At 63.8% G+C, this 21,792-nt stretch carries 23 protein-coding genes and 1 tRNA gene; 18 read left to right on the forward strand and 6 right to left on the reverse strand.

Translation table 11 applies throughout. The features are described from left to right. Positions 1 to 20: 20 nt before the first annotated feature. The 8 genes from pth (at position 21) to K7H93_RS14825 (ending at position 6,894) form a co-directional block, all read left to right on the forward strand. Positions 21 to 590 (forward strand): aminoacyl-tRNA hydrolase, encoded by a 570-nt coding sequence (pth, locus tag K7H93_RS14790; RefSeq protein ID WP_230784269.1) that lies wholly within the window; start codon positions 21 to 23, stop codon positions 588 to 590. A gap of 8 nt (positions 591 to 598) precedes the next feature. Beyond that, on the forward strand, positions 599 to 1,207 hold the full coding sequence (locus K7H93_RS14795; RefSeq protein ID WP_230784270.1) for a CPBP family intramembrane glutamic endopeptidase: 609 nt from the start codon (positions 599 to 601) through the stop codon (positions 1,205 to 1,207). 4 nt (positions 1,208 to 1,211) lie between these two features. Beyond that, the gene (locus tag K7H93_RS14800; RefSeq protein ID WP_230784271.1) at positions 1,212 to 2,210 is read left to right on the forward strand and encodes an SDR family oxidoreductase; all 999 of its coding nucleotides are present in this window, start codon (positions 1,212 to 1,214) and stop codon (positions 2,208 to 2,210) included. A 138-nt stretch (positions 2,211 to 2,348) separates the two neighbouring features. Next, positions 2,349 to 3,449 (forward strand): redox-regulated ATPase YchF, encoded by a 1,101-nt coding sequence (ychF, locus tag K7H93_RS14805; RefSeq protein ID WP_230784272.1) that lies wholly within the window; start codon positions 2,349 to 2,351, stop codon positions 3,447 to 3,449. 71 nt (positions 3,450 to 3,520) lie between these two features. Next, positions 3,521 to 4,321 carry a DUF1206 domain-containing protein gene (locus K7H93_RS14810; RefSeq protein ID WP_230784273.1) on the forward strand — a complete coding sequence of 267 codons (801 nt, stop codon included), beginning with the start codon at positions 3,521 to 3,523 and terminating at the stop codon, positions 4,319 to 4,321. Positions 4,322 to 4,383: 62 nt separating this feature from the next. Further along, on the forward strand, positions 4,384 to 5,646 hold the full coding sequence (locus K7H93_RS14815; protein ID WP_230784274.1) for an alkaline phosphatase family protein: 1,263 nt from the start codon (positions 4,384 to 4,386) through the stop codon (positions 5,644 to 5,646). Positions 5,647 to 5,674: 28 nt separating this feature from the next. Further along, entirely contained in the window at positions 5,675 to 6,412 is a 738-nt protein-coding gene (locus K7H93_RS14820) for a MauE/DoxX family redox-associated membrane protein (RefSeq protein WP_230784275.1), read from the forward strand. Between the two features lie 20 nt (positions 6,413 to 6,432). Continuing rightward, entirely contained in the window at positions 6,433 to 6,894 is a 462-nt protein-coding gene (locus K7H93_RS14825; RefSeq protein WP_230784276.1) for a MaoC family dehydratase, read from the forward strand. Positions 6,895 to 6,897: 3 nt separating this feature from the next. Here K7H93_RS14825 and K7H93_RS14830 read toward each other — a convergent pair whose 3' ends face one another. Then, on the reverse strand, positions 6,898 to 7,422 hold the full coding sequence (locus tag K7H93_RS14830; protein WP_230784277.1) for a hypothetical protein: 525 nt from the start codon (positions 7,420 to 7,422) through the stop codon (positions 6,898 to 6,900). Beyond that, positions 7,422 to 9,251, reverse strand: a complete 1,830-nt coding sequence (gene mutL / locus K7H93_RS14835; RefSeq protein WP_230784278.1) for a DNA mismatch repair endonuclease MutL — start codon at positions 9,249 to 9,251, stop codon at positions 7,422 to 7,424. The genes K7H93_RS14830 and mutL overlap by 1 nt, the downstream gene beginning before the upstream one ends. A gap of 192 nt (positions 9,252 to 9,443) precedes the next feature. Between mutL and K7H93_RS14840 the strand changes: the two genes are divergently transcribed. The 9 genes from K7H93_RS14840 to K7H93_RS14880 all read left to right on the forward strand — a co-directional run bounded on the left by K7H93_RS14840 (position 9,444) and on the right by K7H93_RS14880 (position 18,281). Further along, positions 9,444 to 10,487 (forward strand): rod shape-determining protein, encoded by a 1,044-nt coding sequence (locus K7H93_RS14840; protein WP_010237948.1) that lies wholly within the window; start codon positions 9,444 to 9,446, stop codon positions 10,485 to 10,487. A 31-nt stretch (positions 10,488 to 10,518) separates the two neighbouring features. Further along, positions 10,519 to 11,490, forward strand: a complete 972-nt coding sequence (mreC, locus tag K7H93_RS14845; RefSeq protein WP_230784279.1) for a rod shape-determining protein MreC — start codon at positions 10,519 to 10,521, stop codon at positions 11,488 to 11,490. Next, positions 11,487 to 12,044 carry a rod shape-determining protein MreD gene (gene mreD, locus K7H93_RS14850; protein ID WP_054527424.1) on the forward strand — a complete coding sequence of 186 codons (558 nt, stop codon included), beginning with the start codon at positions 11,487 to 11,489 and terminating at the stop codon, positions 12,042 to 12,044. The genes mreC and mreD overlap by 4 nt, the downstream gene beginning before the upstream one ends. Next, positions 12,044 to 14,119, forward strand: a complete 2,076-nt coding sequence (gene mrdA / locus K7H93_RS14855; protein WP_230784280.1) for a penicillin-binding protein 2 — start codon at positions 12,044 to 12,046, stop codon at positions 14,117 to 14,119. The genes mreD and mrdA overlap by 1 nt, the downstream gene beginning before the upstream one ends. A 41-nt stretch (positions 14,120 to 14,160) precedes the next feature. Continuing rightward, entirely contained in the window at positions 14,161 to 15,237 is a 1,077-nt protein-coding gene (gene rodA, locus K7H93_RS14860) for a rod shape-determining protein RodA (RefSeq protein ID WP_230784421.1), read from the forward strand. A 130-nt stretch (positions 15,238 to 15,367) separates the two neighbouring features. Continuing rightward, positions 15,368 to 15,443: transfer RNA gene (locus K7H93_RS14865), tRNA-Lys, on the forward strand. Between the two features lie 184 nt (positions 15,444 to 15,627). Further along, entirely contained in the window at positions 15,628 to 16,647 is a 1,020-nt protein-coding gene (locus K7H93_RS14870) for a NotI family restriction endonuclease (RefSeq protein WP_230784281.1), read from the forward strand. 79 nt (positions 16,648 to 16,726) lie between these two features. Continuing rightward, entirely contained in the window at positions 16,727 to 17,848 is a 1,122-nt protein-coding gene (locus K7H93_RS14875; RefSeq protein ID WP_230784282.1) for a DNA cytosine methyltransferase, read from the forward strand. A gap of 49 nt (positions 17,849 to 17,897) precedes the next feature. Continuing rightward, positions 17,898 to 18,281, forward strand: coding sequence for a hypothetical protein (locus K7H93_RS14880; RefSeq protein WP_230784283.1), 384 nt, complete (start codon positions 17,898 to 17,900; stop codon positions 18,279 to 18,281). Here K7H93_RS14880 and K7H93_RS14885 read toward each other — a convergent pair. The 4 genes from K7H93_RS14885 to K7H93_RS14900 form a co-directional block, all read right to left on the reverse strand. After that, the gene (locus K7H93_RS14885) at positions 18,278 to 19,165 is read right to left on the reverse strand and encodes a hypothetical protein (RefSeq protein WP_230784284.1); all 888 of its coding nucleotides are present in this window, start codon (positions 19,163 to 19,165) and stop codon (positions 18,278 to 18,280) included. The two genes, K7H93_RS14880 and K7H93_RS14885, sit on opposite strands and share 4 nt — an antisense overlap. Before the next feature lie 127 nt (positions 19,166 to 19,292). Beyond that, complete coding sequence (locus tag K7H93_RS14890; protein ID WP_230784285.1) at positions 19,293 to 19,658, reverse strand: hypothetical protein; 366 nt, start codon at positions 19,656 to 19,658, stop codon at positions 19,293 to 19,295. Further along, on the reverse strand, positions 19,655 to 19,918 hold the full coding sequence (locus K7H93_RS14895) for a hypothetical protein (protein WP_230784286.1): 264 nt from the start codon (positions 19,916 to 19,918) through the stop codon (positions 19,655 to 19,657). The genes K7H93_RS14890 and K7H93_RS14895 overlap by 4 nt, the downstream gene beginning before the upstream one ends. Before the next feature lie 41 nt (positions 19,919 to 19,959). Continuing rightward, the gene (locus K7H93_RS14900) at positions 19,960 to 20,799 is read right to left on the reverse strand and encodes a hypothetical protein (RefSeq protein WP_230784287.1); all 840 of its coding nucleotides are present in this window, start codon (positions 20,797 to 20,799) and stop codon (positions 19,960 to 19,962) included. A gap of 338 nt (positions 20,800 to 21,137) precedes the next feature. On the opposite strand from K7H93_RS14900, the gene K7H93_RS14905 reads away from it, so the two are divergent. Next, positions 21,138 to 21,686, forward strand: a complete 549-nt coding sequence (locus tag K7H93_RS14905; RefSeq protein ID WP_230784288.1) for a hypothetical protein — start codon at positions 21,138 to 21,140, stop codon at positions 21,684 to 21,686. The last annotated feature ends 106 nt before the right edge of the window (positions 21,687 to 21,792 follow it).

Genomic DNA, 21,792 nt, shown 5'->3' on the forward strand with positions numbered 1-21,792 from the left:
TCTCCCGCTAGGCGGACGCGATGCAAATCTGGACCGGCCTCGGCAATCCCGGACCGCGCTATGCGCTCCACCGGCACAATATCGGCTTCATGGCGTGCGACGTCATCGCCGAAACGCACGACTTCGGGCCCGTACAAAAGAAGTTCCAGGGCTGGGTGCAGGAAGGCCGGATCGGCAGCCAGAAGGTCCTGCTGCTCAAGCCCGCGACCTTCATGAACGAGAGCGGCCGCGCGGTCGCCGAGGCGCTGCGGTTCTACAAGCTGGAGCCTGAAGCGCTGACCGTGTTCCATGACGAGCTCGACCTCGCGCCGTTCAAGGTGAAGGTGCGCATGGGCGGCGGGCTTGCGGGGCACAACGGGTTGCGCAGCATCAACCAGCACCTCGGCCCCGATTTTCGCCGGGTGCGGATCGGCATCGGCCATCCCGGGCACAAGGACCGGGTGACCGGCCATGTGCTGGGCAACTACGCCAAGGCGGAGATGGACGATCTGGCCACCATGCTCGGCGCGATGGCGAGCGAGGCACATTGGCTCGCCGATGGCGACGATGCGCGCTTCATGAACGACGTCGCGATGCGGATGCAGGACTGAGCCGCGCGATGCCGGGCCGGGCGACCCTGCTGGCGCTGCTGACCGGGCAAACGCTGTTCTTCACCGCAGTCGGCGTCGCCCTGTGGACCCTTTCGGGCCGCCCCGCCCGGTCCTTCGTCACCTTCGGTCAGGACGAATTCCTTATCGGAGCGCTGCTGGCGGGCGTCCTCGTCCTGCTGGCGGCAGCGACATTCTACGGCCTGCCGAAAGTCGCGGAATACCTGATCCGCGCGCAGGCGGAAAATTTCGCCTTCCTCGAAAAGCCGATGCCCTTTCCCGCCATCGTGTGGATTTCGCTGGGCGCAGGAATTGGCGAGGAAGCGCTGTTTCGCGCGGGCGTGCAGACGCTGGCGGCCGACTATGTCGGCGCCCCGCTGGCCATCGCGCTGGGCGCGGCGCTGTTTGCGGTCGTGCATTTCGCCAAGCCTGCGGTGGCGGCAATCATCCTCGTCATCGGGGTGCTCTTCGGCTGCGTGTACTGGATCACCGGATCATTGCTGGCGGTGATGATCGGCCACGCGCTCTACGATGTGTTCGCCTTGTGGTATGTGCAGAAGGAGATGCACCGGCTCGGCGTGTTCGGGCAGGATGAGAAGTCCACATCATCGACGGAGTAAGCCCATGACCGCCCTCACCCGCCGCACCCTGCTTGCCGGAGCCGCCGCGACCGGCGTGCTCGCCGCCACCGCCACCCACGCGCAGGGCGACATGGTCGTCTCGAAGCCGGATCTTGCGGGCAATAGCGTGCTGATCACCGGCTGTTCTTCGGGCTTCGGCCGCCTCGGGGCAGAACACTATGCGAAGCTCGGCGCGAAGGTGTTCGCGACGATGCGCAACCTCCCCCGGCCCGAGGCGGACGAACTGCGCACGCTGGCCGCCGACGAGAATCTCGACATCACCGTGATCGAAATCGACGTCCTGTCCGACGAGCAGGTTGCCGCCGGTGTGGCCGAGGCGGAGCGGCTGAATGGCGGCGGGATCGACGTGCTGGTCAACAATGCCGGGATCGGCATTTCCGGACCGGTCGAGGTGCAGGACATGGAGGCGACCGAGCTGATCTTCGGCACCAATGTGCTGGGCGCACACCGGATGGCGCGGGCCGTGCTGCCCGGGATGCGCAAGAAGGGCGGAGGGCTGATCGTGCCCATCTCCAGCCAGCTAGGCCGCGTTATCGTGCCTTTCGCAGGGCATTATTCGGCAACCAAGTTTGCGCTCGAGGCGATGAGCGAACAGCTCGCCTACGAACTGGTGCCGCATAATATCGAGGTCTCGATCATCGAGCCCGGTGGCTATCCCACCGAAGTCTGGGTCAATCGCAATATCTATACTGCCGCACTCAAGAGGCGCGCCGAGGACCTCCATACCGATGGCTACCCGCAGGTGGTCGCCAGCATGGGAACCGAGGACGGATCTGGCCGCAGCGCGGACCCGATGGATGTGCCGCGCGCGATCGCGCAGATCATCGCCATGCCGATGGGCACGCGCCCCCTTCGCACCGAAGTGCACCCCGGCGCCAAGCCGCAGATGAAGATCAACGAGGTCAGCGCAGCAACGCAGGTCGGCTGGCTCGGCGGATCGGGCTACGGCCCGCTCATCAAGGCGGTGCACAACGTCGACTGACCGGGCCTGCCAGCTGTTGCTGCTCGTCAGATTGCCGAACATCGCACTAGGCACGGGCGGGCGTGAGCGTTACGGGCGGGCCAATCTCAATCACATCATCGCGGGCCTGCCGCCCGCCTGTCCGGACCAGGGAATATCATGGGTTTCAAATGCGGTATCGTGGGCCTGCCCAATGTCGGCAAGTCGACGCTGTTCAACGCTCTGACGCAGACGCAGGCCGCGCAGGCCGCGAACTATCCGTTCTGCACGATCGAGCCCAATGTGGGCCAGGTCGCGGTGCCCGACGATCGGTTGGACAAGATCGCTGCGATCGGCGGTAGCGCCAAGATCATCCACACCCAGCTCGCCTTCGTCGACATTGCGGGCCTCGTGAAGGGTGCGAGCAAGGGCGAAGGCCTTGGCAACCAGTTCCTCGCCAATATCCGCGAGGTCGATGCGATCGTCCACGTGCTGCGCTGCTTCGAGGATGACGACATCCAGCACGTCAACAACAAGGTCGATCCGATCGCCGACGCCGAAGTGGTCGAGACCGAGCTGATGCTGGCCGATCTGGAAAGCGTCGAAAAGCGGGTCGAGAATGCCAAGCGCCGTGCGACCAGCGGCGACAAGGAAGCCAAGGTGCTTGCCAGCGTGCTCGGCCAGGCGCTCGATTTCCTCAAGGACGGCAAGCCCGCGCGTCTGGTCGAACCGGGTGACGACGAAGAAGCGCGCCTGTTCGAACAGGCGCAGCTGCTCACTGCCAAGCCGGTGCTCTACGTATGCAACGTGGCCGAGGAAGATGCTGCGCAGGGCAATGCGCTGTCGAAGCTGGTGGCCGAGAAGGCCGAGGCGGAGGGCGCGCAGAGCGTCGTCGTCTCCGCCGCCATCGAATCCGAGCTGGTCGAAATGGAGCCCGAAGACCGCGCCGAATATCTTGGCGAGCTGGGCCTTGAAGAAAGCGGTTTGGCAAAAATCATCCGCGCCGGATACAAGCTGCTCGGCCTGCAGACCTTCTTCACCGTGGGCCCGAAGGAAGCGCGCGCGTGGACCTTCCCCGCCGGTGCCAAGGCGCCGCAGGCGGCAGGTGAGATCCACACCGATTTCGAACGCGGCTTCATCCGCGCCGAAACGATCGCCTACGACGATTACGTGACGCTGGGCGGCGAATCCGGGGCCAAGGAAGCCGGCAAGCTGCGGCAGGAGGGCAAGGAATACCTCGTGCAGGATGGCGACATCATGATGTTCAAATTTAACGTCTGACGCTTTTCGGCACGATAGTGCGTCCCCGCCGTTGGGTCGAAAACAACGGCAAAAACAGGGGCTCACGCAACATGGTCGATAAATCCGAGAAGTTCAGCTGGCTCGTGCGGGTGGGCTATTTCAGCCGCGCGGTGCTTTATACCGTGGTCGGGCTGATCGCGCTCACCAGCGCGGGACGCATTGCCGAAGGGACGGCGGGCATCTTCAAGGCGATCGAGGATTTCCCGGCGGGCATCGCGATCCTGTGGATCATGGTGTTCGGCCTGTTCGGCTACGCGCTGTTCCGCTTCTGCTCGCCGCTGTTCGATATCGAGAACGAGGGCTCCGACGCCAAGGGCTGGGGCAAGCGGATCGGCCATGCGGGGAGCGCCATCGGCCACCTTGCGCTGGCATGGTCCGCGTTCAAGTTTGCGACTAACAGGAATTCCGGCGGCGGCGGCGCGCAAGAGGCTGCTGCGGGCGTGCTCGGCGTGGAATTCGGCGGCATCGTGATCGGCCTGCTGGGCCTCACCTTCTTCATCGCCGCGTTCAATCAGGCGAAGAAGGGCGTCACCGGCAGCTTCATGAACCGGATCAGCCCGCAGGCACCCGATTTCACCCGGATGATCGGTGGCGCTGGTTACCTCGCGCGGGCGGTGGTGTTCGCGGTGATCGGCTGGTCGCTGGTTGGTGCCGGGTTCATGTCCAAGGGCAGCGATCAGGTGAAGACCATCGGCGATGCGGTGGCCAGCCTTGCCGATGACGGCATCTGGTTCACCATCACCGCGATCGGCCTGCTGCTGTTCGGCCTCTTCAGCTTCATCCTCGCCCGTTACCGGATCATTCCGGATCTGGGTTCGGAAGGAAAGGTGCCCGAATTCCGCGCGGGGTAAATCGGCCCCTGGCCCCAAATCCGCACTTAGCATTGTAACACGCCTGCCCTAGCGAACCCGGCATGACCTTCATCGCCAGATTCGCCGGGGCAGCGCTGTATGCGGCGCTCGCCCTCCTCGCCACTGCCGCGCCCGTTACGGCCCAGCCCGCCGACCCGGACCGGCAGCCGGTCACCATCCTGATATCGATCGACGGTTTCCGGACGGACTATCTGGATCGCAGGATCACCCCCAACCTCTCCGCGCTGGCGGCACGCGGGGCGAGTGCGCCGATGAAGCCGTCCTTCCCGACCAAGACCTTCCCCAACCACTACACGCTGGTGACCGGCCTCAGGCCCGACCATCACGGGATCGTCTCCAACAACATGATCGACCCGCGCCGCCCCGCCGTGCGCTTCAGCCTGGGGGATGCCCGGCAGGCGCTAGACCCCTTCTGGTGGGACGAGGCCGAGCCGCTGTGGGTCACCGCCGAACGAGCGGGCATTCGTACCGCGACCATGTTCTGGCCCGGTAGCGAGGTCGCAATCCGCACGATCCGCCCCTCCGACTGGAACCGCTTCGACCAGAACATAGACGAGCGTCAGCGGGTCGAGACGGTACTAGACTGGATGCGCCGTCCGGCGGAGATACGCCCGCGTTTCGTGGCGATGTATTTCGACAGGATCGATACGGACGGGCACCATTTCGGCCCCGACAGCGCCGAACTCAACGCCGCCGTCGCAGAGGTCGACAGCCAGATCGGCTATCTGATCGATGGTCTGGCAGCGCTGGGCCAGCAGGCGGACATCATCGTCGTCTCCGACCACGGAATGCGCGCGGTGGATGCGGCGCGGACGATCGACCTCGACGCCCTGCTCGCTCCGGAAAGCTACCTGCTGGTCGACAGCGGGCCCTTCGCCGCAATCGAGCCCGCAGCGGCAACCGACCGCACGGTCTACGACGCACTGCTGACCCCGCACGATCACATGCAGTGCTGGCAAAAGGAAGATATCCCCGCGCGTCTGGCTTATGGGACCAATCCGCGTGGGGCCGAGATCCTTTGCCTTGCCGAGCCGGGCTGGACCATCAGGCGCGGTGCGCCGCGGGAGGAGATGTCCGGCGGTACACATGGGTGGGACAACGAGGATCCGCAGATGCAGGCGCTGTTCATCGCTGCCGGCCCGCGTATCTCCACGACCACGCCGGTCCGCAATCTGGACAACGTGGACGTCTACGCGTTGCTCGCCGCGCTGGTTGGGGTAGCTCCCCAGCCCAATGATGGCGACGAGGATGCGCTCGTGCTGTTTGCCGCACCGGAACCGGGGGCCGATAGACTGCTTGAATAATACCCCCCTGGGGTATATCTGATGCGAGATGACAAAGACCGCAAAACTCTATCGCATGGTGATGGACAAGCACGTGTGCCCTTACGGCACCAAGTCCAAATGGCTTCTCGAGAAAGAGGGCTACCAGGTCGAGGATCATCACCTTGTCACTCGTGCAGAGACGGACGCGTTCAAGGACGAACACGGGGTCAAGACGACCCCGCAGACCTTTATCGATGGCGAACGGGTCGGCGGGTACGAGGCACTGCGCAAGTTCCTCGGCAAGGAGGTCAAGAACCCGGACGAGACCAGCTATCGCCCCGTACTAGCGGTGTTCGCCGTTGCGGCGGCCTTTGCGCTTACGCTCAGCCTCGGCCTGCTCGATGGCCTCAGCATGCGCACGGTCGAATGGTTCGTCGCGCTGTCGATGGGCATGCTCGCCATGCTCAAGCTGCAGGATGTCGAGCAATTCTCGACCATGTTCGTCGGCTACGACCTGCTGGGGCGCAAATGGGTGCCCTACGCCTACGCCTATCCCTATCTGGAGGCGACGGCGGCGGTGCTGATGGCCGCGCACCTGCTGCCATGGCTGTCGATCCCCATCGCGCTCTTCATTGGCGCGGTCGGCGCGGTCAGCGTTTTCTACGCCGTCTATGTGCAGAAGCGCGAGATCAAGTGCGCCTGCGTCGGCGGGGGCAGCAATGTGCCGCTGGGCTTCGTGTCGCTGACCGAGAACCTCGCGATGATTGCCATGGGAATCTGGATGCTGCTACGCGCGCTCGTCTGACCAGCGAAGGGCGCGCGCGCATGAAGTATTACGAGGATCTGGAAGTCGGCTCGAAAGTCTCTTTCGGCCATTACGAGGTCACCCGCGAAGAGGTGATCGAGTTCGCCACGAAATACGATCCGCAGCCTTTCCATCTGAGCGACGAGGCCGCTGCGGAAACCTATTTCGGCCGACTATCGGCCAGCGGGTGGCACACCAGTGCCATGACCATGCGGATGATGGTCGAACATTTCTCGACCGAGCAGATGGCGTCGCTCGGGTCGCCGGGAATCGACGAATTGCGCTGGCTCAAGCCGGTCTATCCGGGCGACACGCTACGGGTCGAAGGCGAACTGATCGAGAAACGCCAGTCGAGGTCGAAGCCGCATATGGGCTTCACCAAGAACCGTCAGACCACCTTCAACCAGCACGACGAGCCGGTGATGACGATGATCAGCAATGGCATTATTCGGGTGCGAGACCCGGACGCCATCGCCGATTGAGGCTCAGCCGCCGCAGGCTACGCGGCCCTCGCTCATCGCCACTTCGCGGTCGTATCCGTCGGCCATCGTAAGATTCGCAGGCGCGGCCCATGAGGCCTCGCTCTCGCCTTCCTTCTTCGCCTGATCGATGGTGATGTTCAGCGAATATTCGCGCCCGTCGTACTGCTCGCGCGTGCCAAACGGGCCTTCCGTGCTACCCGCGTCGGCGGCCAGCCGCTGGATGCTGCCTTCGTATTTCACGAAGCCCACGCCATCGGCCAGAATTGCGAAGGGATCTTCCTCGCCGCCGGGCGTGAAAGAGCACCCTGCCCCCTCCATCGCGCTGTTCTCGACGATGTCTGCGGTGGTGATCGGCTGCAGAGCGAGTTCGACCGGCGGCGGGGTCTGCTGGGCCAGCACTGCTGCGACAGCCTCAGCATCCGCGCGATCCTGCGCCTCGGTACTGGCAGGCTCTTCATCGCAGCCCGCCAATCCCAATCCCGCAAAAGCCAGCGCCAGCAACCCGACCGCGTGCAACCCGATTAGCATCAATGTCTCCCGAACAATTTTTCTACTTCTTCCATCGACAGCTTCACCCAGGTCGGGCGCCCGTGATTGCACTGGCCCGAACGTGGCGTGCGCTCCATTTCGCGCAGCAGCGCATTCATCTCCTCGACGCGCAGCGTGCGCCCTGCCCTGACCGACCCATGGCAAGCCATTGTTGCCAAAACGTATTCTATCTTCTCGGTCAGTAACAGGGATCCGCCCTCCCCATCCACGCCATTGGTGGCCATATCGTCGGCAATATCGCGCAGCAGCGCGTGCGGATCTGCCTTTGGCAGTGCGTGCGGCAGGCTGCGGACCAGCATGGCGGCAGGCCCGAAGCGCTCGATTGCGAGGCCCATCCGGTCGAGATCCGCGGCGATCGCTTCGAGGCGGTCGCATTCAGCCTCCGACAATTCGACCACTTCGGGCATCAGCAGCGCCTGGCTGCGCGCGGTCGCGCTGCCCGCGTCGGCGCTGCGCAGCCGTTCGAGCGTGAGGCGCTCGTGCGCGGCATGCTGGTCGACCAGCACCAGCCCGTCGGCAGCCTCGGCTACGATATAGGTGTTGGCGATCTGCCCGCGCGCGATGCCGAGTGGGTAGTCGCGGGCCTCCTGCGGCAGCGGCGCGGCTTCCTCGGCCCGGCCGGACGGAAGCGCGTCGGCAGTTTGCTGCGCGCCCCAGTCCAGTCGCGGTTCCTGCAGGGCTGCCGCCGAAGCGCTGCCCCCGGCAAAGCGGTCGAAGATGGAGGCGGCGGGAGGCTCGGGCGCAACCGGCTCGGCCTGCCACTTCGCCATGGCCGAGGCATCGGGCGCCTGTGCGCTGCGCTTGTCGCCGGTGGAAAGCGCGGCGCGCAATCCGCCCACAATCATTCCCCGCACGCCCTGCGGATCGCGGAACCGCACCTCGCTCTTGGCCGGGTGCACGTTCACGTCGACATCCTCCGGCGGCAGGTCGAGAAATAGCGCGAGGACCGCGTGGCGATCGCGCGCGAGCATTTCGGCATAGGCTCCGCGCACCGCACCGACCAGCAGGCGGTCCTTCACCGGGCGGCCGTTGACGAACAGGTACTGATGGTCCGCCACGCCGCGGTTGTAGGTCGGCAGGCCGGCGATGCCCGTCAGCGTCATATCGCCACGCGCCAGGTCGATCGGGACACAATTGTCTTTGAGATCGCGCGAGACCAAGCGGACCACACGTTCCGGCAGGGCCTCACCGCGTTGCAGCTGCAGGCTGCGACGGCCATTATTGGAAAAGGTGAAGCCGATATCTGGCCGCGCCATCGCGAGCCGCCGGACGATGTCCTGACAGGCCGCAAATTCGCTGCGCGGGGTGCGCAGAAACTTGCGCCGCGCGGGCACCTCGCGGAAGAAATCCTCGATCCGGGCGCGGGTGCCGGGGGGAACGGCGGACGGCTTGTCCTCCACCACCCGGCCATGATCCACCACCCTGCGCCATCCGCTGTCGGCATCGTGCGGGCGGCTTTCGAGCGTGAAGCGCGCGACGCTGGCGATGCTGGGCAGTGCCTCGCCACGGAAGCCGAGCGTCGCGACCTGTTCGAGCGCGTGCCCCTCCCCGACCAGATCCTCGGGCAGCTTCGATGTCGCGTGCCGTTCCAGCGCCAGCGCCATCTCTTCGGGCGACATGCCGCAGCCATCATCGACCACTTCGATTGCGCCGATGCCGCCGTCTTCGAGGCTGACCGTGATCCGAGTCGCGCCCGAATCGATGGCGTTCTCAACCAGTTCCTTCAGCGCAGCGGCAGGGCGTTCGATCACTTCTCCCGCTGCGATGCGGTTTATAAGGGCTTCGGGAAGGCGTCTGATTGTGGGCATTTGACGCAGAGTAGCCGGGACGGTGGAAAAATTCGACGGCCTGCGGGTAATTACGCCCAATTTCTGGTTAAAGGCATCGCGTTTTTCGCTAGGGGACGCTAGTGGCCGTGCTTCGGCAGCCCGGCTCTACGGGATCGTCCCTTCAACATCAGACAAGGCCGACCGCACAATCGGCACGGAAGCATAGTACCTATGGGTTTCTTCTCGAATCTTCTGAAGTTCGGCACTCAGAACATGGCGATCGACCTCGGCACCGCGAACACGCTGGTTTACGTGCCCGATCAAGGGATCATCCTCAACGAACCTTCCGTGGTCGCTATCGAGACCCTCAACGGGATCAAGCGCGTCAAGGCCGTGGGCGACGATGCGAAGATGATGATGGGCAAGACGCCCGACTCGATCGAAGCGATCCGCCCCCTGCGTGACGGCGTCATCGCCGACATCGAAATCGCGGAAGAAATGATCAAGCACTTCATCCGCAAGGTGCACGGCAAGAAGAGCCTGTTCCGCTATCCCGAAATCACCATCTGCGTCCCCTCGGGATCGACCTCGGTCGAACGGCGCGCGATCCGCGATGCTGCGAGCAACGCGGGTGCGAGCGCGGTTTACCTGATCCTCGAACCGATGGCTGCGGCGATCGGCGCCGACATGCCGGTGACCGAGCCTGTGGGCTCCATGGTGGTCGACATTGGTGGCGGCACGACCGAAGTCGCGGTGCTTTCGCTCCGTGGTCTCGCCTACACCACCTCTGTCCGCACCGGCGGTGACAAGATGGACGAAGCGATCGTTTCCTACGTGCGCCGCCACCACAACCTGCTGATCGGTGAATCGACCGCAGAGCGGATCAAGAAGGACTACGGCGTGGCCGTGGCCCCTGCAGATGGCATTGGCGAGCAGATCACCATCAAGGGTAGGGATCTGGTCAATGGTGTTCCGAAAGAGATCACCATCAATCAATCGCATATCGCCGAAGCCCTGAGCGAGCCTATCGGTGCGATCGTCGAGGGTGTGCGAATTGCGCTGGAAAACACTGCGCCCGAGCTTGCCGCCGACATCGTGGACCAGGGCATCGTGCTGACCGGCGGTGGTGCGCTGATCACCGGCCTGGACGAGCATCTGCGCGAAGAGACGGGGCTTCCCGTCAGCATCGCGGAAGATCCGCTGTCCTGCGTCGCGATCGGCACCGGCCGCGCGATGGAAGACCCTGTGTACCGCGGCGTGTTGATGACTGCGTAAAGCAACCGGGACCTTACCGGACGGAGGAATTATGGCCCTGTCGGGCTCGAAACAGCGGGTTTCGGGGCATTCCAAGAAGGCGCAGTACGGTGTCTTCACCGGTTACGTGGTCGCCTTGTCGGGCATCTTGCTCGGCATTGTCCTGATCGTCATCTCGATCATCCAGCCGGCCTCTTTCAGCGGTCTGCGCGGATTGTTCGGCGATGCGACCCAGCCTGTCTCGACGGTCAATGCCGGCGCGCGCAGTGGCGGGCGCGGGTTCATCGAATCCGTGCAGGGCTATCTCGAGGCGGGGCAGCAGAATGCCGAGCTGAAGAAAGAGGTCGAGATCGCGCGCATTCGCCTCGCCGAAGCGCGCGCGATCGAAGAGGAGAACGCGCGGCTCAAGGCGCTGCTCGGCCTCAACGAAACCGACGTGAAACCCGTGGCAGTCGCACGCCTGGTCGGCTCCAGCAGCTCCAGCACGCGCCGCTTTGCGTATCTCGGCGCGGGCCGTAACGACGGTGTGCGGCCCGGAATGCCTGTGCGCAGCGAACGCGGCATCGTGGGCCGCGTGCTGGAGGCGGCGGGCAACAGCTCGCGCGTCATGCTGATCACCGATACTGAAAGCGTGCTGCCCGTGCGGCGCGCAGGCGACAACACGGTCGCCTTTGCCGAAGGGCGCGGCGACGGGCTGATCAACATTCGCCTGATCAACCTGGGCATCAATCCGCTCAAGCGGGGCGACGTGTTCGTCACCAGCGGCGCGGGCGGACTTTATCGCCCAGGCATCGCGGTGGCGATCGTCACCAGTCTGACCGACGACGGCGCGGTCGCACGGATCATCAGCAACCCTGCGGCAACCGATTTCGTCGCGGTGGAGCCGACCTGGCAGCCCGAGGCGCTGCGTGGTGCGCGCACTCCGATCGAGGAAGCGATCGGATCGAACCGGACCGTGGACGCGGGTAACGGCGATAATCCCGATGCGCCCGCTACGGAGAGCGGCGGCGTGGTCACACCATGATCGAACGCCGCGCCTACAGCCAGCGCAGCGAACGGAACCGGCGCCAGATCAACCGGGACCACTCCCCCTTCCTGCTGGTCTTCGTACCTTGGGCGACGATCATGCTCGCGTCCTATCTGCAAAGCGTACCGATCGCTGTCGGTGGGCCGCTGCTGCCGCCGATCGGCTTCCTGTTCCTGCTCGCGTGGCGGCTGCTTCGGCCGGGTGTGCTGCCGATCTGGGCAGGGATCATTTTCGGCATGTGGGACGACCTGTTCAGTGGCCAGCCATTCGGATCGGGTATCCTGTTCTTCTCGGCGACCATGATGGCGATCGAGATCATCGACATCCGCTTCCCCTGGCGCGGCTTCGCGCAGGACTGGCTGATCGCGGCGATCATCACCGTCATCTATATCGTCGGGACGATGCTGATCTCCGGCAGCACCCTGGGGCTTCCGCTGTTGGCGGTCGTGGCCCCGCAGCTGCTGCTATCGCTCATCGCCTACCCGTTCATCGCGTTTATCGTTTCACGCCTAGACAAGCTTCGCCTCATGCGTTTCCGGACCGCCGCCTGATGCCCTTCGGCCTTACCAAGCAAGTGCTCAACGAGAGCACGCTGACCAACAGTTTCGACCGCCGCAGCTTCGTGCTTGGCGTAGGCGGCCTGTCGGTCGGCATCCTGCTTGCCGCGCGGATGGGCTATCTCGCGATCGCGGAGAACGACAAGTACCGCGTCGAGAGCGAGAGCAACCGCGTCAATCTGACGCTGATCCCGCCGCGCCGGGGCTGGATCCTCGACCGCAATGGCGCGCCGCTTGCCTCCAACGAAGCGGACTTTCGTGTCGATATCATCCCCGAGCGCCTTCAGGAGCCAGAGCGTGAGCTGGCGACCCTTGGCCGGCTGCTGAAGCTGGACGATGCTAAGATGCGCGATCTGCGCGCCAAGCTGGACGAGTCGGCCGGCTATGCCCCGATCGAAGTCGCCAGCGGGCTCGACTACGACGCGTTTGCTGCGGTCAGCATCCGCCTGCCAGAGCTGCCCGGCGTCGTGCCTCAGCGCGGATTCTCCCGCTATTACCCCACGGGCACCTCGGTCGGCCACCTGATCGGCTATGTCGGCGCGGCGAGCCGCGAGGAGTTCGAGGAAGATCGCAATCCGCTGCTGATCACGCCGGGTTACAAGATCGGCAAGGACGGGCTCGAAAAGCAGTTCGAGAAGACCCTGCGCGGCAAACCTGGCGCGCGCCGGGTTGAGGTGACCGCATCGGGCCGGATCGTGCGCGATCTGTCCACCCGGCCCGACGTGCAGGGCGACCCGATCCAGCTGAGCATCGACGGTCCCTTGCAGGACTACGCAGCCCGCCGTCTGGGCCTCGAAAGCGGGTCCGTGGTGGTGATGGACTGCGAGTCCGGCGATCTGCTGTGCATGGCCTCGATGCCCAGCTTCGATCCCAACAGCTTCTCCGACGGGATCGGCAGCGTCGAATATGCGATGCTGAGCGAAAACGACCGGGTGCCGCTTCGCAACAAGGTGCTGAAAGGCCTCTATCCGCCCGGCTCCACGGTCAAGCCGATGCATGCGATGGCCTTCATGCACGAAGGGATCGACCCGAACGAATCGATCATCTGCGGCGGCGGTCGCCGGATCGGCAACCGCTTCTTCAACTGCTGGAGCAACCATGGCCGGGTCGACATGGCCAAGGGCATATACCAGTCGTGCGACAGCTATTTCTATCACTTCGCGCAGAAGGTCGGGTTCGACAAGGTTGCCGCCTATGCTCGCCAGTTCGGCCTCGGGCAGGAATTCAACCTGCCGGTGGCCAGCCAGTTCTACGGCACCGTGCCCGACCCGGCATGGAAGCTGAAGAAGTATGACCAGCAGTGGCAGCCCTACGACACGGTCAACGCCTCGATCGGCCAGGGCTATTACCTCACCAACCCGCTGCAGCTGGCGGTGATGGCGACGCGTATCGCGACCGGGCGGCATGTCGAGCCGTCCTTGCTCAAAAGCAACCGGACCAAGCCTTTTGCCTCACTCGACTTCAAGCCGGACCAGATCGCCTATATCCGCAAGGCGATGAGCGACGTGGTCAACGGCCCCGGCACCGCCGGGCGCGCGCGGCTGCCGATCGACGACGTGCTGATCGCGGGCAAGACGGGGACCGCGCAGGTCGTCTCGTTGAGCGTGTCCAACGGCAAGACCGGCCCCTGGAAGTATCGCGACCACGGGTTGTTCATCTTCTTCGCCCCGTTCGACAACCCACGCTATGCAGGCGCGGTGGTGATCGAGCATGGCGGTGGGTCGGGTTCCGCTTACCCCATTGCGCGCGACGTGATGACCTTCCTCTTCGACCCGCAGAAGGGGATGGACGCACTGCGTGGCTTCGAAGAGCAGTGGGGCGGCACCGCGCAGCAGCGGCTCCAGCGCCGCTACGCCGAATATGCCCGCGCTGCAGGTGAGGCTGTCCCGGCGAGCCCGCCGCTCGACCGCGAGATACAGGCGAAGGTCGAGGCCGAAGCCCGGCTCGATGCGCAGCGCAGCGAAGCCTTCGCACGAGACAATCCTCGCCGCCCCCGCCGGCCCGATGCCGACGTTGCGGCCGATAGCCCGGCCGATGGCGGCGCGCAGTCACAGGGGAACGCACAGTGAGCTCGATCATCCCCGCCCCCATCGCGCGCCAGCCATGGGCGATGCTGACCCCGCTGATCCTGCTCACCTTTTTCGGGGCGGCGGTTCTTTATTCTGCGGCCGGGGGCAATTTTTCGCCCTTTGCCGACACGCATCTCCTGCGCTTCGCGATCACCATGGTCATGGCCCTGATCATCGCCAGCATGCCGCGCGATTTCGTCAAGCTGATGGCCTATCCGGGCTATATCGTCGTGCTGCTGCTGCTGGTCGCGGTGGAGGCAGCAGGCGCGGTCGGCGGCGGTAGCCAGCGCTGGCTCGAGTTGGGGCCGATTCGCATCCAGCCGTCGGAGCTGATGAAGCCCGCGGTCGCCCTCGCCCTCGCCCGGTTCTATGACACGCTGCCGACCGGCATGATCGGTTCGTGGCGGGCGTTGCTGCCCGCAGGCGTGATCATCGCCCTGCCCGTGCTGCTGGTGCTGATGCAGCCGGACCTCGGCACGGCGCTGGCGATTCTGTTCTCGGGTGCGGTTGTCATGTTCCTCGCAGGGCTACCGATGAGCTGGTTCCTGGGCGCGGGCGCGCTTGGCGCGGTGGCGGTGCCTTTGGCTTACAGCTTCGCGCTCAAACCCTATCAGCAGCGCCGTGTGACCACCTTCCTCGATCCCGAAAGCGATCCGCTGGGCAGCGGGTACCACATCACCCAGTCGAAGATCGCGATCGGCTCGGGCGGCTTTTCCGGCAAGGGCTTCAACGAAGGCTCGCAAAGCCACCTGCAATATCTGCCAGAGCCGCACACCGACTTCGTGTTTGCGACGATGGCGGAGGAATGGGGCTTCCTCGGCGGGCTGTTCGTGATCGTGTGCTTCGGCCTGATACTCGCCTGGGGGCTGTCGGTTGCGCGCAATGCGCAGAACCGGTTCGACCGTCTGCTGGCCGCAGGGATGGTCGCCACGATGTTCTTCTACATCGCGATCAACCTGATGATGGTGATGGGCATGGCCCCGGTGGTGGGCATTCCCCTTCCCTTCATGAGCCATGGCGGATCGTCGATGCTGACCAACATGATGTGCCTTGGCGTGCTGATGATGGTCTATCGCTGGAACACGCAGCGGCACGGTGGAGGCCTGCTTTCGAGCTGATTGGGCCGATTGATTGGGTCGATGTGCAATTGGGGGCTTGCACGTTTCGCCACAGGCCGTATGTGACCGCCTCCCGCCGACGAATCGCAAGCGTGATCGACGGCGCGGCCTTCACCAAGCAGGCCGGTGTGGACGCATAGCTCAGTTGGTAGAGCAGCTGACTCTTAATCAGCGGGTCCTAGGTTCGAACCCTAGTGCGTCCACCACCTTTTCTCTTACATTTCAGCGATTTACGGATTGCTCGCTGCACGTTTTAGACGGTTGTCGAGTGCCGAGTACCGAATAGGTACCGTGATGGCGCCTCGATGGCGGATTTCCTCAGTCTTCTAAGGTGCCAAGCTGGATCGACTGCGGGCCGCTTGCTACGTCCTCGACTGAAAGGTTCGGGACTTGGCAGAGCGCTTCCACATTGCAGAATGGTACGGTCGGCCCTTCCTCGAGCTGACCGAGGAGGAGCGCGTCGACTTCGCCCGGCACAGGGTGGGAGGTTCGGCGCTGACCAAGGCGGAAGTCGAGCGTCTGATCGTCCTTGAAGAGAAGGAGGTCGGCGGCGACCTTACCCACTCCGAGACGGAGCGCTTGGCCGTCCTCCGTGACAAACTGGACAAGCAGCACCGAGAAGAGAAGCCCTGTCCCTTCCGAACCGACACCGCCCATCCCACCTGCACCAAGCCAGGCGGCGTCTGCTCGTTCCAGCTGCTGTCCGACGAAGGCGGCGAGATACACGCCGTCGAAGGCGAGCGCGGCATGGTCCGCGCCATGTGCCCGTATCGCTTCCACCAAGGAAACACAGTCTTCCGGCACATCGGCGCCAAGCTGCTCGACGACCCTGAGCTGAGGCAGTTGGGCGAGGTCGGCTTCTTGGAGTCCACAGGCAACCTGGACAGCGATCCCGGAGCCGACGTCGGCTACATCGACATGATACTCGTGAGCCCGCGGCCTCAGCCCGCCATGCCGCTCAGGTGGGCTCCGGTCGAGATACAGGCTGTGTACTTCTCAGGCAGAGAGATGGGGATCGAGTTCCGGCACATCGCCGCAACCAACGGCGAGCTCTCGATGCCACAGGCGGGCCGGCGCCCCGACTATCGGAGCAGTGGCCCGAAGCGCCTGATGCCCCAGCTCCAGATCAAGGTCCCTACCCTTCGAAGATGGGGGAAGAAGATGGCCGTGGTCGTCGACGTTCCGTTCTTCAAGTCGATGGGCGAGATGCGGACTGTCGACGAGGTCTCGAACGCGGACATCGTCTGGTATCTGGTCGACTTCCCCAGACCTCAACACGGCGCGCACAGGGAGCTCATCGTCGTCGAGGAGCTCTACACTACTTTGGAATCTGCCATAGAAGGCCTGACGGGCGGCGTGCCGGTTTCGCTCGACGAGTTCGAGGGACGCATCGAGGACAAGATCGGATGACGCGTCGCCGTTGCCCCTGCTTAGAAGCCTTGTTATACGACCAGCACAAAGCGAGAACATCGAGAGCGAGTCTGGAGCCATGAAATACACCGCAATCGACCTGTTCTGCGGCGCCGGTGGACTCTCGGCGGGTTTGGAGATGGCCGGCTTCACTGTCTTGGCCGGCAACGACCTCTTCGACGCAGCCGGTGACACGTTCTCCGCTACTCACCCCCACGCCAAGTTCATCGGTGGCCCAATTCAGGAGCTGACAGTCGAGCGGCTCATGGAAGCCACCGGTCTCAAGAAGGGCGAACTCACCGTGCTCGTAGGCGGCCCGCCCTGCCAGGCCTACTCGGTCTACAACCATCAGCGGAGCATGTTCGACGCCAGGGCGACTCTGTTCAGAGAGTACTTACGGATCGTTGACGGCATGCGCCCCGAGTGGATCGTCATGGAGAACGTGACCGGCATCTACTCGATCGGCGGAGGAGAGGCGGTCAGGGCAATTAAGTCTGAACTGGCCGCACTCGGCTACGACGTGGAGGAGCAGGTCCTGAAGGCGGAGGAGTACGGTGTACCGCAAGAGCGGCGCAGAGTGGTCTTCATCGGCAATCGCGTCGGCGCTCCGATCAGCCACCCTGAGCCGACCCACGGCCCCGGTGCCACCCCATACGTGACGATCCGGGACGCCATCGGCGATCTACCCTCACTACAGAACGGAGAGGACCGGGGTGACGTACTTTATGCCTCAGCACCGTCGTCAGACTTCCAGCGGCTGCTGCGTGGGAACGCTGTCTCGGTCGCGAACCATGCCGCGCCGAAGCTAGGCAAAGTCAACATCGATCGCTTGGAGCACATCCCACCGGGCGGCAGCTGGCGGGATATTCCCTTCGAGCTACTCCCTGCAGGGATGCAGCGAGCGAAGCGGAGCGACCATACCAAGCGCTACGGCCGCATGACTTGGGATGGGCTTGCATGCACGGTGCTGACTAAGTGCGACATCCATTGGGGTGCCTACATCCACCCGGAGCAGGATCGAGCCATCTCGGTCAGAGAGGCCGCACGCCTCCAGTCCTTCCCCGACTCGTTTGAGTTCGCCGGCTCGAAGACGGAACAGTACGTCCAAGTCGGCAACGCTGTGCCTCCGCTCCTCGGTAAAGCGATTGGAGACCATCTCGTTAGTCTGGTGGAAAAATCTCGGCAACGGGCCGCAGCCTAAGCGTCTATGCAGGTTCCTTCGCGGAGCCACCCGAGACTTTGCTCTTCACATGAGAGCAGCAGGCATCAATCAGAACCGAGAGCAGCGCACGATCTACGAGGTCCGTCGCTACAGGGAGAGCGGCGAGAAGGGTCGGGAGCGTTCCCCGGCAGTCGAGGCATTCGCCGGACTGGACCGCGCCCGGCTCGCAGCGCTCGGCTATGCGCTCGACGGTCCCACTTCGACCGGCGAGCGCTTCACCGGACGGGTCGAGGTCCATCGCGTATTAGAGGTAGGGGAGAAGAGGGTCAGCACGGAGCTCGTGGACCACTTGGACGAGCGCGTTGCGTTCCGCGTGCTCAACGAACTCGCCCTCCCCCGTGCCGACGCCCTGTCGGTGTCAGTGGAGCGACTGCAAGAGGAGGCGAACCGCCTCACTCGATTGGGCTTCTAGGTAGTCGGGCTTTGCCATTCGCCTAGATTGGCATCACGCCATCTATTCAAAACGAGGTCACCCCGTTTTGAGAAGTTTGCCTCGACGATCACTTCTCTCTCGACCGGGAGTGACCTAAGTACTTGGGCAGGTCCGTAGACGCGGTACTGGCGCGCTCCTGATCTGAACATTGCGAAGCGTCCGTCAAATGCTTGAACAAACTGACCGGCGACCTCCATCCACCCAAGGCCCTCATCAACGCCTGTCGGGTCATCACTTGCCATGGCATCAGTTACGCGTATTGCGTCGCCATTCTCGGTTACGATCGGCTCGCCCTTTTCTGTCACGAGATAATCGAACCCGGCTTTTTCCAATTGCCGCATTGCCTCATCCTCCTCAGCGACGTCCAACGCTGTCTGCTCATCGGGATCTGAGGTAAGATAACGAACACTTCGAGCTTTCTCGGATTGTTCAAGTGGGGGCTGGGCTGTGTTCTCACGCTCATAAAGAATGGTCTGGATGGCCGCGACGTTGGCGGCGGGCACAAGAATGTTTTCAATGCCCTTGGCTCCAAATTCAAACCTTACAACCCCATCGTCGAGAACATGCTCCGCCGCCCTTCTCTCAACCTTACGCTGCCGGTAGCTCTCAATTCGGTCCGCGAGCGCGATAGCGAAAAGACCCATCGTCCCCACTCCGCCTGCTATCGCACCCCAAGCTGTCATTATCGCAATTACGCTTCCGGTGCGCAGTTGCGAGAGCTCTAGCCTCGGATCATCTTCGAAAAAGTCCGAAGCATACTCAGAGATGGCACCCAGAAAATCCGCGAGCCGCTTCAAATCCACCTGCTGGTTGGTCTCAAGATAGACAGCGATTTGCCGATCATCCAATTCCAGGTACGGCATCGGCATTTCTCGATCTCTCCCGATTAGTAGGCAGTGAAATAAACAACCTCTTCCACGAGTGACAAGCTGACACTCCCATAAATATATGGGAAAGCGGCCCGACCGAGTTGCCGGTCGGGCCACGTCGTCACAGGCTGCTGAGGTAGCGGTGGAACCGACGCCTAAGCTCGCGCCGCTCGTCCCGCTCCGCCTTCGTCATCCGCAGCTCCGGGTCGCGCCTAAGCGGGATGCCGTCGTAGGGGCGACCGACGCCCGACTCCTCGCCGGGCCAGACCTCCTCCCGCGCCCACACCGACATCAGGTGCGCGTGCGAGAAGCGTGAGCGGACGCGTCGCTCGTAGCCCAGCCTGTGCAGCCAGCCGACGACCGCCACGTACTCCTCGGTGGTGAAGTCGTTCGGGTCACCGCCGAGCAGACCGTAGACCGTGACCGGGAAGACCAGGGGGCGGTCGTGGAGGAGGTCCCGAAGGACCCCCTCTTGCTCCTCGGTCACGCGCTCAGCGCGCGGTCGGCGCGCGTCCGGTCGGGCCAGGTGGCGTTGCCGGGCTTGCCGACCGGCAGGCCCTGGACGGCGACAGGGGCGATGCCCGCGCCCACCGGCACGGCGGACCAGGCACCGATGCCGGGCGCGCCGATCATCGCTGCGGCGGACGCCCGCGCGGACGCCTCGTCGGCACCCTCCGCGAGCACGAAGCCGATGCCGTCGGCGCGACGCGCGGCTTGGTTGGCGGGATGGAAGATGAATACGGCCATGGCCTAGTTTCCTTTCGTCGGTGTGTCGGGCTGTATGAAGTTTACTCGGTCGGCTCGGGCTCCGGTGCGCGGCGGGCCTTCAGGCCCGCGACGATCCGGTCCTCGCCGGTCGCAATGGTGGCGGGTGCATCGTCAGCGTCTTCTTCGTCGTCGGACGCAGGGTCGCCGTAGGCGCCGATCTCGGCCTCGCGCTTCTTGAGCATGGCGATCTGGAGGGCGCGGTGCGGGCTCCCCTTCCCCGTCTCGAATTCCTGGTCGGCCTGCAACGCCTCCAGGACGCGACGCTCCGCCTCGATCAAGGCCTGATTGAGTTCGCGGTGCTGCTCGCCGAACATCACGTCGGCCAGCTCGTTCGCGTTGAACGGGCGGTCGTCGCGCTTCATGCCGCCGACCCGACCGCACAGCGCGGCGGCCAGCTCCTTGTCGCGGGTGGCTGCGGCGAGCTCGGCGAGGCTCGCCAGTTCGACCGGGCCGGACTGCTCGATCTGGGACTGGATGCGGCTGCGGCGCTCGTCGCCCAAGGTGTCGCGCATCAGCATCTGGATGGGGGAGCGGTAGTGCGCCTCGGCGGACTTGATGCGGTCTGCCAAGGCGGACAGCTCGCGGGTGAGCGCCAGCCGCGCATCCTTGCTCTGGCGGGCCAGTTCGTTGCGGTGACCGGCGAGCGCCTTGGTCACCATCGAGTCGCGATCGCGCTTGTCGATCCCGTCGAGCGAACTCTCAAGCTGCTGGCGGCGGCGCGTCAGGTCCGAGTGGGCCTTACGGACCATGTTGTCGTGCTGGTTGCGGTTGTGGTGGATCTTGGCGAGCGCGGCGCGGATGTCGTTGTCGGTCATCCAGGCGGCTCCGAGGTTCGCCTTCGTCTTGCTGGGGTTGGGCATGGTGTTCCTTTCCGTCGAGGTTCAGGCGTCGCGCCCGAAGCTGAACGTTTCGACCATGCCCAGGCGCAGCCCAGACGGACGGCCCGCCACCTGCGGACCCGGTCGAAGCGCAGTCACTTCGAACTCGACACGGAAAGACGGATGAGCTCCGCAGGCGGGTTTTCGGACCAGCAAACGGTGCCCGCCGCGGTTTTCAGGAGACGCCGCGGCGGGCAAGCTATTGGGTGGGGATGCAAACCGCCCAATGGCCTTTCCTATTTGCAATTAGGGGTTGCCGTTGACCGGATGTTATTTCTGATCAATTCTAAAAGCGATCTTATCAGAACCAACGAGGCCTTATGGGCGAAGCACGACGAAAGAAAGAAAAGCTAGTTGCGGACACGCTGGCTTGGCTTGATCGATGGGATTTTGCCCCGAGCGAAGACGAAGCGAGGTTGGCAGCCAGTATCTCTGAACTCCAGGTGCTTCAGGTCCAGAGGTATCCGGCCGAGGGACTTGCGATGATGCGCATGCCCCCCAACCAGTGCCATGCAAATGCGCGCTTCATGGTCGAAAACGATCCCGAGGGTCGTTGTGAGCAAGTGACCGGATGGTGCCCGCAGAACGGGAACTATGTTTTGCATTCTGTGGTGAGGCGCGACGGGGAAATGTTCTGCGTGACACCCTATCCGGTACCGACAAGCGACACGTTCGAATTCATCCCGGACCCCGACATAGAATGGATCGAGGAAGACAGCGGTCGAGAAGCTTACAAAAGCGGGTATCGCATCGAATGCGGCATCAGACTCGACCCCTCCGAAACCATGCGCATCAATGACATTGTGAGACGTCGTATCAAAGCGGGCGTTCATCCATTTAAGGCTGGCGAACCACCCTTTGATGACTGACTAGTTAACAATCTTCACTCGAACCCACGACCGCAGCACATCATGATAAAGCAGAGTTTGAGCCGAGTCTCGCGCTGTCATATCGTAGTTCCACAATGGCCATGGG

Source organism: Citromicrobium bathyomarinum (genome assembly GCF_021021475.1).
Lineage (GTDB): Bacteria > Pseudomonadota > Alphaproteobacteria > Sphingomonadales > Sphingomonadaceae > Alteriqipengyuania > Alteriqipengyuania bathyomarina.

Excerpts from the sequence above, each read along its gene's own strand:
- mreC (WP_230784279.1), top strand. The coding sequence starts at position 10,519 with ATGGCCCTGTCGGGCTCGAAACAGCGGGTTTCGGGGCATTCCAAGAAG.
- K7H93_RS14875 (WP_230784282.1), top strand. The coding sequence starts at position 16,727 with ATGAAATACACCGCAATCGACCTGTTCTGCGGCGCCGGTGGACTCTCG.
- mutL (WP_230784278.1), bottom strand. The coding sequence starts at position 9,251 with ATGCCCACAATCAGACGCCTTCCCGAAGCCCTTATAAACCGCATCGCA.
- mreD (WP_054527424.1), top strand. The coding sequence starts at position 11,487 with ATGATCGAACGCCGCGCCTACAGCCAGCGCAGCGAACGGAACCGGCGC.
- K7H93_RS14830 (WP_230784277.1), bottom strand. The coding sequence starts at position 7,422 with ATGCTAATCGGGTTGCACGCGGTCGGGTTGCTGGCGCTGGCTTTTGCG.
- K7H93_RS14905 (WP_230784288.1), top strand. The coding sequence starts at position 21,138 with ATGGGCGAAGCACGACGAAAGAAAGAAAAGCTAGTTGCGGACACGCTG.
- K7H93_RS14800 (WP_230784271.1), top strand. The coding sequence starts at position 1,212 with ATGACCGCCCTCACCCGCCGCACCCTGCTTGCCGGAGCCGCCGCGACC.
- mrdA (WP_230784280.1), top strand. The coding sequence starts at position 12,044 with ATGCCCTTCGGCCTTACCAAGCAAGTGCTCAACGAGAGCACGCTGACC.
- pth (WP_230784269.1), top strand. The coding sequence starts at position 21 with ATGCAAATCTGGACCGGCCTCGGCAATCCCGGACCGCGCTATGCGCTC.
- K7H93_RS14795 (WP_230784270.1), top strand. The coding sequence starts at position 599 with ATGCCGGGCCGGGCGACCCTGCTGGCGCTGCTGACCGGGCAAACGCTG.
- K7H93_RS14815 (WP_230784274.1), top strand. The coding sequence starts at position 4,384 with ATGACCTTCATCGCCAGATTCGCCGGGGCAGCGCTGTATGCGGCGCTC.
- K7H93_RS14900 (WP_230784287.1), bottom strand. The coding sequence starts at position 20,799 with ATGCCCAACCCCAGCAAGACGAAGGCGAACCTCGGAGCCGCCTGGATG.
- K7H93_RS14880 (WP_230784283.1), top strand. The coding sequence starts at position 17,898 with ATGAGAGCAGCAGGCATCAATCAGAACCGAGAGCAGCGCACGATCTAC.
- K7H93_RS14825 (WP_230784276.1), top strand. The coding sequence starts at position 6,433 with ATGAAGTATTACGAGGATCTGGAAGTCGGCTCGAAAGTCTCTTTCGGC.
- rodA (WP_230784421.1), top strand. The coding sequence starts at position 14,161 with ATGCTGACCCCGCTGATCCTGCTCACCTTTTTCGGGGCGGCGGTTCTT.
- K7H93_RS14895 (WP_230784286.1), bottom strand. The coding sequence starts at position 19,918 with ATGGCCGTATTCATCTTCCATCCCGCCAACCAAGCCGCGCGTCGCGCC.
- ychF (WP_230784272.1), top strand. The coding sequence starts at position 2,349 with ATGGGTTTCAAATGCGGTATCGTGGGCCTGCCCAATGTCGGCAAGTCG.
- K7H93_RS14820 (WP_230784275.1), top strand. The coding sequence starts at position 5,675 with ATGACAAAGACCGCAAAACTCTATCGCATGGTGATGGACAAGCACGTG.
- K7H93_RS14840 (WP_010237948.1), top strand. The coding sequence starts at position 9,444 with ATGGGTTTCTTCTCGAATCTTCTGAAGTTCGGCACTCAGAACATGGCG.
- K7H93_RS14885 (WP_230784284.1), bottom strand. The coding sequence starts at position 19,165 with ATGCCGTACCTGGAATTGGATGATCGGCAAATCGCTGTCTATCTTGAG.
- K7H93_RS14810 (WP_230784273.1), top strand. The coding sequence starts at position 3,521 with ATGGTCGATAAATCCGAGAAGTTCAGCTGGCTCGTGCGGGTGGGCTAT.